17 protein-coding genes, 1 tRNA gene, 2 rRNA genes, 1 other RNA gene, 1 pseudogene and 1 other annotated feature are annotated in these 18,336 nt (G+C 39.9%); of the genes and pseudogenes, 6 read left to right on the forward strand and 16 right to left on the reverse strand.

Annotation, left to right across the window (positions count from 1 at the left end; translation table 11 throughout):
* From FBF75_RS19390 to tadA, 8 genes are all read right to left on the reverse strand, one after another.
* A 16S ribosomal RNA gene (locus tag FBF75_RS19390) occupies positions 1-100 on the reverse strand; the annotation flags it as partial.
* Between the two features lie 273 nt (positions 101-373).
* Entirely contained in the window at positions 374-637 is a 264-nt protein-coding gene (locus tag FBF75_RS19395; RefSeq protein WP_008342006.1) for a pro-sigmaK processing inhibitor BofA family protein, read from the reverse strand.
* 66 nt (positions 638-703) lie between these two features.
* Complete coding sequence (locus tag FBF75_RS19400) at positions 704-928, reverse strand: YaaL family protein (RefSeq protein WP_008342008.1); 225 nt, start codon at positions 926-928, stop codon at positions 704-706.
* Positions 929-946: 18 nt separating this feature from the next.
* A complete protein-coding gene (recR, locus tag FBF75_RS19405) occupies positions 947-1,543 on the reverse strand; it encodes a recombination protein RecR (protein ID WP_003218094.1) in 597 nt (198 codons plus the stop codon).
* A 15-nt stretch (positions 1,544-1,558) separates the two neighbouring features.
* A complete protein-coding gene (locus FBF75_RS19410; protein ID WP_008342011.1) occupies positions 1,559-1,882 on the reverse strand; it encodes a YbaB/EbfC family nucleoid-associated protein in 324 nt (107 codons plus the stop codon).
* A 25-nt stretch (positions 1,883-1,907) separates the two neighbouring features.
* The gene (gene dnaX, locus FBF75_RS19415; RefSeq protein ID WP_050826828.1) at positions 1,908-3,620 is read right to left on the reverse strand and encodes a DNA polymerase III subunit gamma/tau; all 1,713 of its coding nucleotides are present in this window, start codon (positions 3,618-3,620) and stop codon (positions 1,908-1,910) included.
* 331 nt (positions 3,621-3,951) lie between these two features.
* Positions 3,952-4,216: signal recognition particle sRNA large type (gene ffs, locus FBF75_RS19420), an RNA gene on the reverse strand.
* A 76-nt stretch (positions 4,217-4,292) separates the two neighbouring features.
* Entirely contained in the window at positions 4,293-4,769 is a 477-nt protein-coding gene (tadA, locus tag FBF75_RS19425; protein WP_008342015.1) for a tRNA adenosine(34) deaminase TadA, read from the reverse strand.
* 79 nt (positions 4,770-4,848) lie between these two features.
* On the opposite strand from tadA, the gene FBF75_RS19430 reads away from it, so the two are divergent.
* The 4 genes from FBF75_RS19430 (at position 4,849) to FBF75_RS19445 (ending at position 8,109) form a co-directional block, all read left to right on the forward strand.
* Entirely contained in the window at positions 4,849-5,403 is a 555-nt protein-coding gene (locus FBF75_RS19430) for a cysteine hydrolase family protein (RefSeq protein WP_080987767.1), read from the forward strand.
* A 99-nt stretch (positions 5,404-5,502) separates the two neighbouring features.
* Entirely contained in the window at positions 5,503-6,750 is a 1,248-nt protein-coding gene (locus FBF75_RS19435; RefSeq protein WP_234717178.1) for a glycoside hydrolase family 18 protein, read from the forward strand.
* Between the two features lie 79 nt (positions 6,751-6,829).
* On the forward strand, positions 6,830-7,453 hold the full coding sequence (locus tag FBF75_RS19440) for a deoxynucleoside kinase (protein WP_050826826.1): 624 nt from the start codon (positions 6,830-6,832) through the stop codon (positions 7,451-7,453).
* Positions 7,450-8,109, forward strand: a complete 660-nt coding sequence (locus tag FBF75_RS19445) for a deoxynucleoside kinase (RefSeq protein ID WP_050826825.1) — start codon at positions 7,450-7,452, stop codon at positions 8,107-8,109. Before FBF75_RS19440 ends, FBF75_RS19445 begins: the two co-directional genes overlap by 4 nt.
* Before the next feature lie 84 nt (positions 8,110-8,193).
* Here FBF75_RS19445 and FBF75_RS19450 read toward each other — a convergent pair.
* The 5 genes and pseudogenes from FBF75_RS19450 to pdxS form a co-directional block, all read right to left on the reverse strand.
* Positions 8,194-8,286: transfer RNA gene (locus FBF75_RS19450), tRNA-Ser, on the reverse strand.
* Positions 8,287-8,418: 132 nt separating this feature from the next.
* Positions 8,419-8,751: pseudogene (locus tag FBF75_RS20065) on the reverse strand (methyl-accepting chemotaxis protein); the annotation flags it as partial.
* Positions 8,752-9,347: 596 nt separating this feature from the next.
* Complete coding sequence (gene serS / locus FBF75_RS19460; RefSeq protein WP_008342028.1) at positions 9,348-10,622, reverse strand: serine--tRNA ligase; 1,275 nt, start codon at positions 10,620-10,622, stop codon at positions 9,348-9,350.
* Positions 10,623-10,670: 48 nt separating this feature from the next.
* Positions 10,671-10,886: a binding site (T-box leader), on the reverse strand.
* Positions 10,887-10,939: 53 nt separating this feature from the next.
* Positions 10,940-11,530 (reverse strand): pyridoxal 5'-phosphate synthase glutaminase subunit PdxT, encoded by a 591-nt coding sequence (gene pdxT, locus FBF75_RS19465; protein WP_050826823.1) that lies wholly within the window; start codon positions 11,528-11,530, stop codon positions 10,940-10,942.
* A gap of 19 nt (positions 11,531-11,549) precedes the next feature.
* Positions 11,550-12,434 (reverse strand): pyridoxal 5'-phosphate synthase lyase subunit PdxS, encoded by an 885-nt coding sequence (pdxS, locus tag FBF75_RS19470; protein WP_025206589.1) that lies wholly within the window; start codon positions 12,432-12,434, stop codon positions 11,550-11,552.
* 246 nt (positions 12,435-12,680) lie between these two features.
* On the opposite strand from pdxS, the gene pdxR reads away from it, so the two are divergent.
* Positions 12,681-14,159, forward strand: coding sequence for a MocR-like pyridoxine biosynthesis transcription factor PdxR (gene pdxR / locus FBF75_RS19475; protein WP_008342034.1), 1,479 nt, complete (start codon positions 12,681-12,683; stop codon positions 14,157-14,159).
* A 42-nt stretch (positions 14,160-14,201) separates the two neighbouring features.
* Here the strand turns inward: pdxR and FBF75_RS19480 are convergent, their stop codons facing one another.
* Positions 14,202-15,527, reverse strand: a complete 1,326-nt coding sequence (locus FBF75_RS19480; RefSeq protein ID WP_008342036.1) for a D-alanyl-D-alanine carboxypeptidase family protein — start codon at positions 15,525-15,527, stop codon at positions 14,202-14,204.
* A gap of 160 nt (positions 15,528-15,687) precedes the next feature.
* On the reverse strand, positions 15,688-17,154 hold the full coding sequence (guaB, locus tag FBF75_RS19485; RefSeq protein ID WP_008342039.1) for an IMP dehydrogenase: 1,467 nt from the start codon (positions 17,152-17,154) through the stop codon (positions 15,688-15,690).
* Between the two features lie 121 nt (positions 17,155-17,275).
* Between guaB and FBF75_RS19490 the strand changes: the two genes are divergently transcribed.
* On the forward strand, positions 17,276-18,244 hold the full coding sequence (locus FBF75_RS19490; protein WP_050826822.1) for a YaaC family protein: 969 nt from the start codon (positions 17,276-17,278) through the stop codon (positions 18,242-18,244).
* 11 nt (positions 18,245-18,255) lie between these two features.
* On the opposite strand, the gene rrf is transcribed toward FBF75_RS19490, so the two are convergent.
* Positions 18,256-18,336 (reverse strand): 5S ribosomal RNA (rrf, locus tag FBF75_RS19495); the annotation flags it as partial.

An 18,336-nucleotide genomic window follows, 5' to 3' on the forward strand; every position in this document is an offset into this window, starting at 1 on the left:
CGCTAACATCCGGGAGCAAGCTCCCTTCTGTCCGCTCGACTTGCATGTATTAGGCACGCCGCCAGCGTTCGTCCTGAGCCAGGATCAAACTCTCCGAAAAAGTACAAAACCGAAGTTTTGTTTTTCGCCAGTTTGACTGACTACCTATGAAGTATCATAGGATTTTTTATAAAAACTCGAATTAACAGGTACGTTTTGTCTTGTTTAGTTTTCAAAGAACTTGTTTACCGCTTCAGAAGCGACTAGAACATCTTATCACGTCCAAGTTGTTAGTGTCAACAACTTTTTTGTTATTATGTTTTTTCGTTTCTTCGTCATCAGCGACGTATATTAATTTACCACCATATATAATCAAAGTCAACAATATTTTGCATTAAATAATAAACTTTTCAATTACGACTAAAGCTGCTACACCTGGAATGCCCAACAAACCACTAATTCCACTCGTTACAGGGTTAATGGAAACATGAAGCCCTAAACTCTCACCGAATAAATTGAGACAAAATAAAAAAAGAGCACCTGCGACAAACTTAACTCCAATAAGCCCTAACCATTTGAATGGATTCGCTTGAACACCTGACATAAACAACAATAAAACAGCTAACAAAATTGAACCAATCACAATAACAGGTTCCATAATCCTCTCATCTCCTCTTCATATGAATAGTACAAGCATATGAGAGGATTATGGAAAATAGACCTGCTACCTCCAGTTGTTTAAACGTAAATTTCTCTTTTTCGCTTCTCTCAGATAGAAAAAGTACTTCGCTTGAGCAAGCTTTAATTCGAATAGAATGTCCGGTGAAGGCTCAACGCTATTTGCGACAAGCTTTTTTTGTCTGTTCCATTCTTCCTTTTGCTTAAAAAGCTGTTGAATTAATATCTCATCGAATTCTTTTCGAATTGATTTTCTGCGAAGAAAACCCATGTACCGTACTTCTCCTTCCTACATCTCACGTCTGCCTTCTAGAGCCTTAGAAAGTGTGACTTCATCCGCATACTCTAAATCTCCACCTACTGGGAGTCCGTGAGCAATGCGAGAGAGTTTAATTCCTGATGGTTTCAACAATCTAGAGATATACATGGCTGTCGCTTCTCCTTCAATGTTTGGGTTGGTTGCAAGAATGACCTCTGTGACTTGATCGTCTTGTAATCTTTTTAATAAGTCAGGAATTTTAATATCCTCTGGTCCTATTCCGTCCATTGGAGAAATAGCTCCATGAAGCACATGATATAAGCCGTTGTATTCTTTCATTTTTTCCATTGCAATCACATCTTTTGGATCCTGCACGACACAGATTACAGATTGATCTCTTCTTGTATCTTCACAAATATAGCAAGGATCCTGATCAGTGATATGTCCGCAAACAGAACAATAAGTTAAATTACGCTTTGCATTAACAAGTGCCTTCGCAAAATCCAGCACGACGTCTTCCTGCATACTAAGAACAAAAAAAGCCAGACGGACCGCAGTTTTAGGTCCGATTCCTGGCAATTTCATAAAGCTGTCAATCAGCTTTGATATTGGTTCAGGATATTGCATCTTCAGTTATTCCTCCTAGAATAAACCTGGCATGTTCATTCCTTTTGTGAATTGACCCATTGTTTCATTCGTTAATTCATCCACTTTTTTCAATGCATCATTTGTTGCTGCAAGTACTAGGTCTTGAAGCATATCGATGTCTTCAGGATCAACAACTTCTTCATTAATCGCCACATCAACGACTTCTTTTTGTCCATTTACTTTTACAGTGACCATGCCGCCACCTGCCGTACCTTCAAGGACTTTTTCTGCAAGCTCTTCTTGAGCCTTAGCCATATCCTTCTGCATTTTTTGCATTTGTTTCATCATTTTTTGCATATTTCCCATTCCACCGCGCATATGAACACCACTCTCTTTCAAATTGTTAATCTTTAATTTCAATTAAATCGGTTCCTACTAACTTCTTTGCTTCCGCAATTAATGGATCTTCTTCAGCAGAAGCTGCCTGACCATCTGCTTGTTCTTCAGGCTGATGATCTCTTAAAAATTCTTCTCTTATTTTACCCCATTGAGCGTCAGGAACGCCAACTAATTCCACTCTTTTTCCTAGCATAGATTCTAGCAGTTGCTCAAGATTGGTTCGAACACCACTTTTATCTTCGGCCACCATCTTACAATGTATTTCAAATTTGAATTTCAAAACAAAGGCATGAGTTGCCGCCGCAACTGGTTCACTATCTGTTAATAGCGCAGCGTGAGAAACCTTATTTTGCTGTTTTAATTGGGCAAGAAGCTCTCCCCATTTGCCTTTTATTTTTTCTAGTTCCGGTCGCTTCGCTTCTTTTAAAATCTCATGAATTCGACCGACAGGTGCACGATAGCCATTTTTATTACTCGTTTGAGGTCGAGGTGCTTCCGTTTTTGCTTGAGGACTCTGAGACTGAGTCATTGGAACACCCTCAGCTTTTAGCCTAGATAGCTCCTGTTCCAGCCTGTCTATTTTATTCGTTAACGCTGTTAGATCGGAATCAGCCAGAGATGATACAGCACCAGCCGTTGACTGACAGAGCTTAACCACAGCTACTTCAAAGAAAATTCTAGGGTGATTTGTCCATTTCATTTCCTGATGGCTTTTATTCAGCACTTCAATCGTTTCATAAAGAAACTGAGGTGCCACACGTTCTGAAAGAGCCACAAACTTATCGTCAACTTTGACTTTTTCAAGGACACCTTCAAGATCCGGTGCTGTTTTATAAAGAAGCATATCTCTAAAGTAGAAGATCATATCCTCTATTAATTTCGCCGCATCTTTCCCCTGTTGAAGCAATTCATTTAACGTATCCAGCGCTATCGCAATATTTTGCTCAAAAATGGCTTCAGCAAGCTGACTAATGAAATGCTGAGATACAGCACCTGTAATGAGCAGTGCATCATCAATTGTGAGCTGTTCACCACTAAATGAGATCGCTTGGTCAAGGAGACTGAGTGCGTCACGCATGCCTCCATCTGCCGCGCTAGCAATAATCTCGAGTGAACCCTCTTGTATATTTAGGCTTTCTGCATCTACAATTTTCTCCATTCGTCCAACAATATCTTTTGTCGTGATCCGTTTAAAATCAAATCTCTGACATCTTGATATGATGGTAAGAGGAATCTTATGAGGCTCTGTGGTAGCCAAAATAAAGATACAATGAGCAGGTGGTTCCTCTAGCGTTTTAAGAAGTGCATTAAATGCCCCGATAGAGAGCATATGTACCTCATCTATAATATAAACCTTATATGTAACCGCTGAAGGAGCAAATTTCACTTTATCACGTATATCCCGAATTTCATCTACCCCGTTATTTGAGGCAGCATCTATTTCAATCACGTCTGAAATCGAACCGGTCGTAATCCCTCTACAGGCATCACACTCATTACACGGTTCACTAACAGGTGATTTTTCACAGTTCACTGCTTTCGCAAAAATCTTGGCAGCACTTGTTTTACCTGTTCCTCTAGGACCTGAAAATAAGTAAGCATGAGAAAACTTTTTCTGCAAAAGGGCATTTTGCAACGTTTTTGTGATGTGTTCTTGTCCAACAACATCCTCAAAAACTTGAGGTCTGAACACTCGGTATAAAGCTTGATAACTCACAAATACGCCCTCCTCCATTTATCATCATGTTCATTATACATGATGCAACGATCAATTCAAAAGTACACCTTTATTTTCTAACAAACGAAAAAGAGCATTTCCTTTAAAGACTTTTTACTTTTCTTGATTAAAAAACGTGTTTTCCTGCTTTCTGAAAATGTCTGCCAGATCAACAAGAACATTTGTTCTCTATATGAATTGCTTCAAAAAAACCTCACCCTGAAAATGGCTTTTTTGCTATTTGTATAAACAAAACAACTGATATATTCTTTCAATAGCAACAAAAAACTCACCTAGATAAACTAGATGAGTTACATTTAATATTGATTTACCGTGCACCTTCTGTCGATTCGCTACCCCAAGCGTTACTTAAACAGTTAGCTCGGCCCAGGCAACCCTGCGGCACATGAGAGGTTTCACTTAATGCTGCTTCCTTCCGGACCTGACATGGTTCATGAATTCCCATTGCGCAGGACCCAGACGTCAACACCACTTATTTAAGGCAGACCTTGAAGTAAACGAACCTCGAGAAGGGATTCGGCCTCGCTAGAGCGGATTGCGAGTACAGGGCACCGCTACCTCCCCGCTTAGCACGGCAAAATGAATATTAAATTGTTGGTGACGCAGACATAAGTATACCTTCTAAGTGATAAAATTGCAAACGACATCCATTCATTTACTTTTCGCCTGCTTCTTACGCTGACGGAGGTCTCGAAAGAACTGACTTAACAGCTCACCACACTCATTTTCAAGCACACCGCCAATGACTTCAGACTGATGATTGAACCGCTCATCGTCCAATAAATTCATTAAAGTACCAGCACATCCACCTTTAGGATCATAGGCACCAAAAACGACCTTTTTCACTCTTGAAAGTACAATAGCGCCTGCACACATTGGGCACGGTTCGAGTGTAACATAAAGTACAGCATCTTCTAAACGCCAGCTACCAGTCATTTTACAAGCTTCATCAATAGCAAGTAATTCCGCATGAGCAATTGATCGCTGTTCACTTTCCCTTAAATTGTGAGCACGGCTTACAATTTGATCATCAACAACGATGACGGCACCGATTGGAACTTCTCCTATTTGTTTTGCTTTCAAAGCTTCAGAAATAGCTTCTTGCATAAATTGTTCATCTTTCGTCATAGCACGGCTCTCTTTTCATGTTTTTTTAAAGGATATTGAGGTTAACATATTATCACAATCTTTTAAAGGGGGTCTTGATTTGCCAAAACAACAAAAGGCACTACTTATTATTGACATGATCAATAATTTTGATTTCGAAATGGGACATGTGCTCGCTGAAAAAACAGAGCAAATGACCAATAAAATTTTAGCCCTTAAACGACACGCTTTCAAGAAAAATTGGCCAATTATCTATATCAACGACCACTATGGACTCTGGAAGGCTGATATCAAAGCAGTTATGGAAACATGCAAAAACGAACGAAGCGCCCCTATTTTAGAGCAAATGGCACCATCTAAAGATGATTACTTCTTAATTAAACCTAAGCACTCTGCCTTTTACGGAACAGCACTAGAGACACTCCTAAATGAATTAGGTGTGCAAGATCTTATTTTAACTGGAATTGCCGGAAACATCTGTGTCCTGTTCACTGCAAATGACGCTTACATGCGAGAGTACAACCTTACTGTACCTAAAGATTGTATTGCTTCAAATGATGATAGGGACAACGAGTACGCTTTAACGATGATGGAGAACGTTCTTCTTGCCAAAATCACAACAACTAAAGAGATCACGGATGAAAATCAAACATGATTTATCCATCACCCTCATAAATTGTTAGCAATAACAAAGGGGGCGTTGACCATTCAAATTTATGTTGTCAAAAGAGGAGATACATTAAATGAAATTGCCATGCGTTTTAAAACAACGGCAAATGAAATCATTCGGACCAACGACATCGAAACACCAAATCAACTAGTCGTTGGACAAACAATTGTCATCCCTATTAGAGGTCAATTTTATGAGGTCAAACAAAATGATACACTTTATCAAATTGGAAGAAGATTTCAAATTTCGGTAGAAGAATTGGCACGTGTGAATCGGATTCGGCCTGAAGCCATATTGCCTATTCGTTTTTTGCTTTATATTCCACAAAGACCGAAAAGAAATATTAATTCTAATGCTTATATAGAACCTCGCGGAAACCAAGTCAGCGAAAATTTAAAGCAAGCAGCCAGAGAGGCATCTCCATACTTAACCCATCTCGGTGCCTTTAGTTTTCAAGCGCAAAGAGACGGCACACTTCGCGAGCCACCTTTAGATCAATTACCTCAGATTGCCGCTCAAAGCAGAACGGTTTTAACCATGGTAGTCACAAATCTAGAGAATGATAAATTTAGTGATGAACTCGGGCGAATCCTTTTAACAAATCAATCTGTCAAAACGACATTATTAAATGAAATCGTCCGCGTTGCTCAAAAGTATCAATTAAAAGAAATCCATTTTGACTTTGAATATTTACGCCCTGTTGATAAAGAAGCCTACCTTCAATTTTTAAGAGAAGCAACAACTCGTTTTCATCAACAGGGTTGGACTATTTCTGTGGCACTTGCTCCTAAAACAAGCAGTGAACAGAAAGGAAAGTGGTATGAGGCGCATGACTATGAAGCAATCGGTAAGATCGTTGATCATGTTGTGCTAATGACTTATGAGTGGGGCTACAGCGGCGGGCCTGCACAAGCCGTCTCTCCGATCGGCCCTGTCCGCCAAGTCATTGAATATGCACTGACTGTCATACCTGCCAATAAAATTGTGATGGGGCAGAATTTATATGGTTATGATTGGACGCTTCCTTATGTTCAAGGAGGCCCTATCGCCAAAGCCGTCAGCCCTCAACAAGCGGTCGCCATTGCTAGAGAGAATAATGTATCCATTTTATATGACGAAACAGCACAAGCACCTTATTTCCGTTATATAGATGCTAACAACAAAGAACACGAGGTTTGGTTTGAAGATGCAAGATCCATTCAAGCCAAATTTAATCTCATTAAAGAGTTAAACCTAAATGGAATTGCTTACTGGAAATTAGGTCTATCCTTCCCACAAAACTGGTTGTTGTTATCAGATCAATTTAATATTGAAAAAAGAACGACATCGTAATTCATACGCTCTATCTCTCAGAAGGGGTATGGTACAATATACATTGGTTTGACAACTTTATAGATAGAGGAGAACGCCTATGTATCCTGCCCCTTTTATTGCAGTGGAAGGCCCAATTGGAGCCGGAAAAACAACCTTGGCTACAATGCTTTCAAAGGAATTTCAATTTCCTTTAGTAAAAGAAATTGTAGAAGAAAATCCATTCTTAGATAAATTTTATGAAGATATGGAACAATGGAGCTTTCAGCTTGAGATGTTCTTTCTATGCAATCGGTTTAAACAGTTAGAATCTATTGAAGAGAACTATGTCAAAAAACAGCAGCCGATTGTCACTGATTATCATGTCTATAAAAATATGATATTTGCAGAAAGAACCTTATCCAAAAAGCACATGGATAAATACAGAAAAATCTATCACTTGCTGACAGATGATCTTCCTAAACCAAATGCCATGATCTATATAAAAGCCAGCCTTCCCACCTTACTTGATAGAATAAAGATGAGAGGCCGATCTTTTGAAGAAGACATTGATCCAGCTTATTTAAAAACCCTGATTGAAGATTATGAGTTGGCCATCGAGCATTTAAAACAAACTGACCCAGGTCTTCCTATCATTACAATTGAAGGCGATCATACAGACTTCGTTTCCTCACAGCAAGATTACCAGCAAATTGTACAGAAAATAAAGGAGCAAGTACTATGAAAAATATTGAAATACCAAAGGATGCTGTCATTACAATTGCAGGGACAGTTGGTGTCGGAAAATCGACCATGACGAAAACAATAGCGGACAAGCTAGGGTTTCAAACTTCTCTCGAAAAAGTAGATGATAATCCATACTTAGAGCCTTTTTATTCAGATTTCCAAAGATGGAGCTTTCATTTACAGGTCTATTTCCTAGCTGAACGTTTTAAGGAGCAGAAACGAATCTTCGAGTCTGGTGGAGGTTATGTACAAGACCGGTCCATTTATGAGGACACTGGTATTTTTGCTAAAATGCACGCAGACAAAGGTACCATGTCAGAGGTAGACTATGAAACGTATACGAGTCTATTTGAGGCGATGGTGATGACACCTTACTTCCCTCACCCAGATGTCCTTATTTACTTACATGGGGATTTAGATCATATATTACATCGTATTGAAGAGCGCGGGAGAGAGATGGAAACTCAAACCGATCGAGCATATTGGGAAGAAATGTACACTCGATATACAGAATGGATCGAACAATTTGATCTGTGCCCTGTGATTAAAATTAATATTGAAGATTATGACTTACTTCATGATGAAAGCTCACTTGATCCAATTCTTCATGAAATTGCTTCTGTTATTCAAAAAAATCGCTTTAACACAAAATAAAAAAAACCGCTGCATTTCTCGAATGCAGCGGTTTGACAATTTCCAATTTTTATGCGTTTCAATTCAACTAAGGTAAAATCAATATGGCGGAGGAAGAGGGATTCGAACCCCCGCGGGCTTTGACACCCCTGTCGGTTTTCAAGACCGATCCCTTCAGCCGGACTTGGGTATTCCTCCGTATCGACAAGAATTAATATATCATATCATCTTATTTTAAGTCAACATCTTTTCGAAAAAAATTTCAACATTTGATTTTGGTATGATGTTTAGCCTATAAAAAGCAGCCGATTATCGGCTGCTCTTCATCTATTACGTATCCTGTCTAATTTCTTCTATAAAAAGATTCATCTCTTCTTTAAAATCATTTAATGACTCAATAATCTTTGTAAAGTCTGTCACTTGTTTAGCTTGTTCGTTTGTTGAACTGCTGATTTGTGAGATATTTTCAGATAAAGTGCCAATGCTGTCTTGGATTTCTTTTAAAAATGCATTAATGGTTTCAGCTGCTTCCTTTGATCCATCTGATAACTTACGCACCTCGTCTGCAACAACAGCAAAGCCTTTTCCATTTTCACCTGCTCTTGCCGCTTCAATTGCAGCATTGAGTCCTAACAGGTTTGTTTGTCTCGCAATACCGCCAATAGTTTTGACGACTTCTTCAATGTTTGCGGATTTCTCTTCTGCTCTTCCGGCCTGCTCACTAATTTCCAAGCTTGTCGCAGCCAGTTCTTGAGAATGAGCAGCAATTTGCTCAATTCCACCTTGTAACTCTTTCGCTACTTTATTGATATGTTCTATATAGCCGCTTAATTTCTTCTCACGATGATGTGAAAAAGCCACTAAAAAAGAGCCAATCACTTTTCTATCTTCATCAAAAATCGGATAACCTTTTACAGCAATTTCATAACCATATAAAGACTCTGGCAAATGACCATCATATTCTTGTCCTCTTAATGTCGTCGCCACGTTTTGGTCCTCTGGGTTTAAAGCGTCCCCTACTTTAATGCCAAAATCTACTGTGGTCGATGGATAATAGCAAAGTACCTTTTCTGTATCAGTGATGCCGAAAAGGACACTTTCATCTAGAACTTTTCTGAGTAATTGAGCCATTTCAACATAATAGTCAAGCCTATTCAAGGTTATTCCTTCTTTCCTAGATGCTTTTAGTTCTTTTATCGGCTTATTTTAGAAAAGCTGTAGAAGTTTAGGTAAAAAGAATAAGATGCCATGACGGCATCTTATTTTATCACTTCTTTATTTCCCATATAAGGACGTAACACCTCAGGAATAATCACTGTTCCATCCTCTTGTTGATAGTTTTCTAAAATGGCTGCAACAGTTCTTCCTACTGCTAAACCAGATCCATTTAATGTGTGGACGTGTTCTGGCTTTGCTTTAGGCTCAGGGCGGAAACGAATGTTTGCTCGTCTCGCTTGGAACGCTTCAAAGTTACTGCAAGAAGAAATTTCACGATATGTATTTTGGCTTGGAATCCATACTTCGATATCGTATTTCTTCGCAGCCGTAAAGCCTAAATCTCCTGTACACATGCTCATGACACGGTATGGCAGGTTCAATAATTGAAGAACTTTTTCTGCTTGGTTTGTTAGTTTCTCTAATTCTTCATAAGAATCTTCTGGTCTGACAAATTTCACAAGCTCTACTTTGTTAAATTGGTGCTGACGGATGAGTCCGCGCGTATCTCTGCCAGCAGAACCAGCTTCTGATCTAAAACAAGCACTAAATGCTGCATAATTGATTGGCAGCTGCTCTCCTTCAAGAATTTCGTCACGGTGCATGTTCGTAATTGGCACTTCAGCCGTTGGAATGAGGAAATAATCTTCTTCTCGAATTTTAAAAGCATCCTCTTCAAACTTTGGAAGCTGTCCAGTTCCTGTCATGCTTGCTCTGTTTACCATATAAGGTGGTAATACTTCAGTAAAACCAAATTCATCTACGTGTAAATCCAGCATAAAATTATAAAGTGCACGCTCTAACCGTGCGCCTAGCCCTTTATAAAAAACGAAACGGCTTCCTGTCACTTTTCCTGCACGTTCAAAATCCAAAATTTTCAGCTCGTCGGCTACATCCCAATGCGGCTTTGGTTCAAATGAGAAGGCTGGCTGTTCGCCCCATTTTCTCACTTCAATGTTGTCATCTTCTGTCTCACCGACTGGTACAGAATCATGAGGGATGTTTGGAATTGAGAACAGGATGGTTTGCAGGCTTTCCTCTACTGTTCTTAATTCATCATCCAACTTCTTAATCTCATCGCCTACCTCACGCATTTCTTGAATAATGTGATCGGCGTCTTTCTTTTCTCTTTTTAGAACAGCCACTTGCTGTGATACTTCATTTCTTCGGCTCTTTAATACTTCTGTTTTGCCGATTAATTCTCTTCTTTTTTGATCCAGCTCACCAAACTTATCAAAATCCGCTAAATCTTCGCCTCGATGGGCTAATTTTTCTTTGATTTGATCAAAATCCGTGCGCAGTTGTTTAATATCCAGCATGTGTAACACTCCTTTTTTGTCGAAAAATAAAAAGAGCCCTCATCCCATGAAAGGGACGAGAGCTCTCGCGTTGCCACCCTGATTGAAAACACGCCAAAAGCATGCTTTCCTCTTTCCTCTGTAACGGCATCACCGTAAATGCTTACTTCGTGTTTCAGCATTTCGCTCAAGGATGGATTCAGAATGCATCTTTCACCGATTCTCACCAACCATCGGCTCTCTGAGAAAGAGGGGCTTCTTACTATTTCCCGTCAACGCTTTTTCGATCTTTGATTGTGATTTTAATGTACTATAAGTTTTATCTATTTTCAACCGTTTTATACAGCAAGCTTCGTTTTATAGGACTCCACCATCTCAACAAACAGCTGTGTTAACCGGTGGTCGTCTGTCAGCTCTGGATGAAAAGAACAACCTAAGATATTGTTTTCTTTTGCCATCACAATCCTGCCGTCATACTCAGCCATGACCTCTACGCTCTCATCTGCGCTGATGATATGAGGCGCACGGATGAACACTCCTGTAAACGGCGCATCCAGTCCTTTCACTTCTACATCTGCTTCAAAGCTGTCTACCTGTCTGCCAAACGAATTACGTGCAACAGATACATTTAACAGTCCAAGATGAGCATCTTCTCGATCTTCTATATGCTTTGCCAGCATAATCAAACCGGCACAAGTCCCAAATATCGGTTTACCTTGAGCAGCGAACGCTTTAATCGGTTCAATGAATTGGTACGTATCCATGAGTCTTCTCATCGTCGTACTTTCACCACCAGGGATAATGAGACCGTCAACAATTTCTAACTCCTCTACCCGTTTGATGATCTTTCCCGCTACGCCACAAGCTTCAATCGATTGAATATGCTCTCTCACCGCTCCTTGAAGCCCTAGTACACCAATTGTTAGCATGTTCGTCGCGCTCCCTTAATTACCAGCCACGCTCTTGCATACGCTCTTCTGGCAATAGATTTGAAATTTCAATTCCTTTCATCGCTGTTCCAAGCTCTTTAGAAAGCTCTGCAATCAGACGGTAATCTGTGAAATGAGTCGTTGCTTCTACAATCGCTTTTGCAAACTTAGCTGGATTGTCTGATTTGAAGATACCAGAGCCGACAAATACACCATCTGCTCCAAGCTGCATCATGAGTGCTGCATCTGCTGGTGTCGCAACACCTCCAGCTGCAAAGTTTACAACTGGCAATTTGCCTTCTTTTTTAATTTGAACCAATAATTCATAAGGTGCGCCCAGATTCTTGGCTTCTGTCATCAATTCATCTTCACTCATTGCCGCCACTTTACGAATTTGAGCATTGACCTTTCTCATATGACGAACAGCTTCTACAATGTTTCCTGTACCAGGCTCACCTTTTGTACGTAGCATTGAAGCGCCTTCTGCAATACGGCGAGTCGCCTCACCTAGGTCACGACAGCCACATACGAAAGGTACCGTGTATTCATTTTTATTTAAATGGAATTCCTCATCTGCGGGCGTCAGCACTTCACTCTCATCAATATAATCAACACCAAGTGCTTCAAGAACACGAGCTTCCACGATGTGGCCGATACGTGCTTTTGCCATGACTGGAATCGTTACTGCATTTTGTACTTCTTCTACGATTCTTGGATCTGCCATACGGGCAACACCGCCTGCTGCACGGATATCAGCTGGTACTCGTTCTAGTGCCATTACTGCCACTGCGCCTGCTTCTTCTGCGATTTTTGCCTGCTCAGCATTGACGACATCCATAATGACGCCACCTTTTTGCATTTCTGCCATTCCACGTTTTACTCGTTCAGTTCCCTTATTGCTCACAATTGTTTCCTCCCATTTGTCTATTCGATTAATTCAACACCTTTATCATACAAGCGTTAGAGTATAACAATAAAGTGAATAGTATAACAATTCAATTAGCTCATAAAAAAGAAGAAACCCTTATATATCAAGGTTTCATAGTTAAAAAGGCATCATTCCCTCTTTTAAGTGTTATTAACATGTTATAATGCATCTATAACAATTCGAAAACATCTATAACAATTCCACACCCATTGGAGGATTTTCATGCATATTGATATCCATCGACATTCAGATACATCTCTTTCGAATCAGATTTACTTTTCCATCGTTGATCACATTCAATCAGGTCTGCTTCAGCAAGGCGATAAGCTGCCGACTGTACGTGATCTAGCGAAACAGCTGAATGTAAGTCTTGTCACAGCAGCAAAAGCCTATACACGGCTTAAGGACGACGGATTTTTAACGACTGTACAAGGAAAAGGTACGTTTGTGAATGAGCAGCATGAGCAAACTGACATCCCGGTTCAGTCATCTACTTCTTTCGATTGGCAGTTATCGATTCCAGATTATTTACCAAGGTCTCAATTCGCTCAGTATCACTATGTCGAAGAAGCCATTAATCTTTCTTCCTCTATGATTGATCCTGGTCTTTTACCTAACCGGTATTTAGAAAAAGAAATGCAGCATGTCCTAGCCCGGCATCCTCAAATCATGTCAAAATACGGAGAAATACAAGGTGACCTTCAGCTTCGTCAGGTCATTCAATCATTTCTAGAAAAATTAGATGTCCCTTCTACTCCTGAAAATATCCTTGTCACTAGCGGTTCTCAGCAAGGGCTTGATTTAGTAGCACGTACATTTATCGGGCCGGATGATGTAGTTGTCATGGAGGCGCCCACCTATCCAGGCGCAATTGATGTCTTTATGGGGAGAGGGGCACGAATTATTACGGTTCCTGTCGATCATGAAGGAATGAACATGAAACAGCTTCAAAGCATTTGTGATAAATATAAACCAAAGCTCATCTATACCATTCCTACTTTTCACAGTCCTACAGGTGCTAGTATGTCGATGAAACGAAGAAAACAGCTGCTTTTACTGGCACAAAGCATTGATTGTCTCATTGTAGAGGATGATCCTTATCGTGAGCTTTATTTTGAAAAGAAACCGCCGGCACCCATTAAAAGCCTAGATCACGATGGACACGTCATTTATTTACGAGGATTAAGCAAGACACTGGCTCCAGGATGCAGAATTGGAATTATTACAGCGTCAGGCTCTATATTTAACCGTTTATTAGCAGCAAAAGCCAATAATGATTTAGGGAGCCCGCTTCTCACTCAAAAAGCGATCTTACCGTTTCTCACTTCCAAGAAAATGATCGATCATACGAAAAAATTAAGAACTGCCTTGAAGGTGAGACGCGATTTGATGATGGATGTGTTGACAAAGCATGCGCCAAAGGACGTCACGTGGCAAATCCCACAGGGCGGGCTCAATTTGTGGCTTAGCTTTCCTTCCTGGGTCGATACACGTGCCCTATTACATGAGGCACGGAAGCAGCAAATCACCTTCCTGCCTGGCTCTGTCTGCTATCCTGGGGAGCCGAAGCAGAATTATATACGTCTTAGCTTTTCTTATGTGAATGAAAAGGCACTGACGGAAGGGATGGAAAAGTTATGTGGTATTTTTCAGCAGGCCTTGTCTACACCTCAAAACCACAAACAATCTCTTTTCTTTTAACGATAAAAAAACTGCTCTCACATATAGAGAGCAGTTTTTTTATTAGAACCAACCTTTTACTGTGTCGACGATTCCACCCCAAATGCCAGCGAAGAATCCACCTACACCGCGCATTGCAAGGATGAACCAGTTTGCTTTTTCATCACCTGTTTTCGTCACAAGCTCAACACCTGATTGGTCTTTACTCAAATAGCCGTAGTCCTTCTCATCACCAGAATAAGAAGTCGTCAGCATGCCAACCTTCGTTCCTTTTTTAATAGGAGCTTCTAGGTTCTTTTTATCAATATTTACTTTCGCTTTATAGCTCTTCTCGTCACCATTTTTAACCGGTACAGAGAAAGCTTCTTTCGTCACGACGGGTACTTCTTTATCTTTCCCTTTATCGACTTCGATGTTTTCATGTCCCTTGATTTGTTGGCCTTTTTTGTACATTTCTTTCATCGTAAAGTTTTTAAAGGCATAATCGAACAATTTTTTCGCCACATCAAAACGAGCTGTATGAAGATTCCCTTTAGCATTCAGGACAACTGCGATCACACGCATGTCACCACGTTTTGCTGTACCTGTGAAGCTAGAACCAGCTGAATCAGTAGAGCCCGTTTTCAGACCGTCTACGCCTTCATATTCTTTCACAAGTCCTTTAAGCATAAAGTTCCAGTTTGGCATGTCCATTTCGTCATCTGTGCCTTCTCTGAACTTTGTTTTCGCGATGCTTGCTGTTTCAAGAATTTCTGGATGATCTTTGATGAGATGCTGTGCAAGCAAAGCCATATCCTTTGCGGAAACTTCGCTTTCTTCATCAGGTCCCGTACCTTTTGGCTGTTTGCCATGTAAGTCTTTATTTTCTAATCCAGTTGCATTCACGAATTTGTAATTGGTTAAGCCAAGTTCTTTTGCTTTTGCATTCATTTTTTCAACAAACTTTGATTCTGATCCAGCGATTACCTCTGCTAGACCAATTGCTGCTGCGTTTGCTGAATAAATAGCCGTTGCTTGATAAAGTTCTTTGACAGTATACGAACCATCTTTTCTCAATGGAACATTGGATAAACTGCGGTCCTGAGAAATTTCGTACACGTAATCATCTGGCGTATATGTTTGATCCCATTTCACTTTGCCTTCAGCAATCGCCTCTAGTAATAGATACTCTGTCATCATCTTTGCCATACTTGCAATAGGCAGTCTTTGTTCTGCGTTTTTACTATAAAGAATTTTACCTGTAGAAGCTTCAATAAGGATGGCTGCTTTCGCATTCACATTGAATGGATCTTCAGCCGCTTTTGCTTTGGACATTGGGGTAAATGCAGTAACAATCAATGCCAATGCAAGGATAGAGACCATAAGCTGTTTCAACATCTTGCTGTTCAATCGTCATACCTCCGTATTCATCTTTTTTCGACGTTTTTCATATATATTTAATCCACAAGGGCTTATTTCGACACAACAGTATAAATTTTATCACAATAAAGACAAAAAAAATAGACAGAGTCATAGACCCTGTCAAATGTAATTTGATTGTCACAATTTATCAAGAAATTGTGTAGTTTGGTGATTCTTTTGTAATTTGTACATCATGTGGATGACTCTCACGAAGACCTGCACCTGTCATGCGAATGAATTGTGCTTCTTCTCTAAGAGTACGTAAGTCCTGTGTTCCACAGTAGCCCATACCAGAGCGAATACCGCCAACGAGTTGGTAAACAGTGTCAACAACTGGTCCTTTATACGGTGTACGTCCTTCGATACCTTCTGGAACGAATTTTTTATTATCTTCTTGGAAGTAACGATCTTTACTTCCTTTTTCCATTGCAGCAACAGAACCCATACCACGATATACTTTGAAACGTCTACCTTGGAAAATTTCTGTTTCTCCTGGGCTTTCAGATGTACCAGCAAGCAGGCTTCCCAGCATAACAGCATGTCCACCAGAAGCTAATGCTTTCACGATATCACCTGAATATTTAATTCCACCATCTGCAATAATAGATTTACCATGTTTTCTTGCTTCTGTTGCACAGTCATAAATCGCTGTGATTTGTGGTACACCGACCCCTGCAACAACACGTGTTGTACAAATCGATCCTGGTCCAATACCCACTTTTACAATATCTGCTCCAGCCTCAAACAATGCTTTTGTTGCTTCAGCTGTTGCAACGTTACCAGCAATGATGTTAAGAGAAGGATACGTTTCACGGATTTTCGATACAGTGTCTAGAACACCTTGAGAATGACCGTGTGCTGTATCAATGACGATCACATCAACATTGGCTTCTACTAATTTTTTCACACGAGTCATTGTATCGCCAGTGACACCTACAGCGGCACCAACAATTAAACGGCCATGTGCATCTTTAGAGGAGTTAGGGAATTCGATCACTTTTTCAATATCTTTGATGGTGATGAGACCTTTTAATGTTCCTTCGTCATCTAAAAGAGGTAATTTTTCAATTTTATATTGCTGAAGGATTTTTTCAGCTTCTTCTAATGTTGTTCCAACAGAAGCTGTCACAAGTTCCTCTTTTGTCATCACGTCGCTAATCTTCATTGAATAATCCGAAATAAAACGAAGGTCACGGTTCGTAATAATCCCAACAAGCTTTTGATCTTGTTCGTTATTAACAATCGGTACACCAGAAATACGATATTTACCCATTAAATGTTCTGCATCGAATACTTGATGATCCGGTGTTAAGAAAAATGGATTTGTAATAACACCACGCTCTGAACGTTTTACTTTGTCCACTTGTTCAGCTTGCTGCTCAATAGACATGTTCTTATGGATGATTCCAAGACCACCTTGACGTGCCATTGCAATCGCCATTTGTGATTCCGTCACAGTATCCATTCCTGCACTAATAATTGGAATGTTCAGCTTTAAAGTGCTTGTTAACTCAACTGATAAATTGACATCACGCGGAAGCACCTCAGACTTTGCTGGAACAAGCAACACATCGTCAAACGTCAAACCTTCTTTTGAAAATTTACTTTCCCACATTAGTAAATCCCCCTCTTTTCGGCAAAATATTATATGTAGATTATCAACTAGGAAACAGCATGTCAAGGAAGCAACAAACAGTTGCAATTTTTAGAAAATATAAAGAGAGTTGAGGAAGAAGATGAAAAGTTCAGGATGGAAGGATTTAAAACGTTTTTACTCACTTGAAACTTCCCAAAAGTTTCTATTTCAACAGTACGAGAAACGGAACATTCAGGAGGCAAACCAGCAGGCCTATAAAAACTGTGAACGATTTATTTACTTTTTAAAGCACGGTCATACATTTTATGACCAAGCTGCATCAGCTCCACTTGAACTAAAACCGATTTTATTGTTTTATGGAATGGCACAGCTGTTAAAGGCATGTTTGCTGACAGTGGATCCCGACTATCCTTCTCAAACCTCTGTCTTAGCTCATGGTGTCACCTCAAGAAAAAGAAAGAAGCAACATTATCGCTTTAGTGAGGATGAAGTCAAGATTCAGCGAAACGGATTATGTATGCATGTATTAAAGCACTTATTTCATTTAAATGGTCTTGAAGATGAGCGATTTACGATGATCAAACTCCTTTCAAAAATACCTGAAATGGGTCATATTCTTGAGTTTCAAAAACAGCCCGCGACTTTAGTTAAAGTAGAGCAAGCCAATGGCATATTGATTCAAGATCATATTCCCTTGCTCTATAATATGTCTGCCGAACGTTTTATTGAATATTTTGAGTTCCATACAACTTGGAAGCTTAAGCAACGAGAGGCTAAAAAACTAACATTTGATGTATTTTCAGAAGAAAACCCTGCTCTTGCTACTCATCTTCATTATGATTTAGAAATGAATCAATGGTTCATTCCAGCAACACGAGATGCCTTTTTAGGGATTCCTGAGATTATCAGCCATTACTTGTTAATGTATAACCTCAGTATGATTGCCCGCTACGAAACAGAATGGTGGTACGAGCTTTTATCTCAATACATTAGTGATGATTATGTCATGATTGAACGTTATATGGAGATTGCAGAGGACAAGTTTCCGGCTTATATCATGATGCTGCTAGAAGAAAACACAAAAAAGACCAGTTCCGACTGGAACTGATCCTTTGAAAAGCTTGGCGGCGTCCTACTCTCACAGGGGGAAACCCCCAACTACCATCGGCGCTGAAGAGCTTAACTTCCGTGTTCGGTATG

It is taken from the genome of Bacillus sp. S2(2019), from assembly GCF_005144805.1.
GTDB classification, from domain to species: Bacteria; Bacillota; Bacilli; order Bacillales; family Bacillaceae; genus Bacillus; species Bacillus altitudinis.

Bases quoted from the DNA above. Each gene is read 5' to 3' on its own strand.
- recR (WP_003218094.1), bottom strand. From the start codon at position 1,543: ATGCAATATCCTGAACCAATATCAAAGCTGATTGACAGCTTTATGAAA.
- FBF75_RS19490 (WP_050826822.1), top strand. From the start codon at position 17,276: ATGAAAAGTTCAGGATGGAAGGATTTAAAACGTTTTTACTCACTTGAA.
- tadA (WP_008342015.1), bottom strand. From the start codon at position 4,769: ATGACGAAAGATGAACAATTTATGCAAGAAGCTATTTCTGAAGCTTTG.
- FBF75_RS19395 (WP_008342006.1), bottom strand. From the start codon at position 637: ATGGAACCTGTTATTGTGATTGGTTCAATTTTGTTAGCTGTTTTATTG.
- pdxR (WP_008342034.1), top strand. From the start codon at position 12,681: ATGCATATTGATATCCATCGACATTCAGATACATCTCTTTCGAATCAG.
- pdxT (WP_050826823.1), bottom strand. From the start codon at position 11,530: ATGCTAACAATTGGTGTACTAGGGCTTCAAGGAGCGGTGAGAGAGCAT.
- FBF75_RS19440 (WP_050826826.1), top strand. From the start codon at position 6,830: ATGTATCCTGCCCCTTTTATTGCAGTGGAAGGCCCAATTGGAGCCGGA.
- FBF75_RS19410 (WP_008342011.1), bottom strand. From the start codon at position 1,882: ATGCGCGGTGGAATGGGAAATATGCAAAAAATGATGAAACAAATGCAA.
- guaB (WP_008342039.1), bottom strand. From the start codon at position 17,154: ATGTGGGAAAGTAAATTTTCAAAAGAAGGTTTGACGTTTGACGATGTG.
- serS (WP_008342028.1), bottom strand. From the start codon at position 10,622: ATGCTGGATATTAAACAACTGCGCACGGATTTTGATCAAATCAAAGAA.
- FBF75_RS19445 (WP_050826825.1), top strand. From the start codon at position 7,450: ATGAAAAATATTGAAATACCAAAGGATGCTGTCATTACAATTGCAGGG.
- FBF75_RS19400 (WP_008342008.1), bottom strand. From the start codon at position 928: ATGGGTTTTCTTCGCAGAAAATCAATTCGAAAAGAATTCGATGAGATA.
- FBF75_RS19435 (WP_234717178.1), top strand. From the start codon at position 5,503: ATGCGTTTTAAAACAACGGCAAATGAAATCATTCGGACCAACGACATC.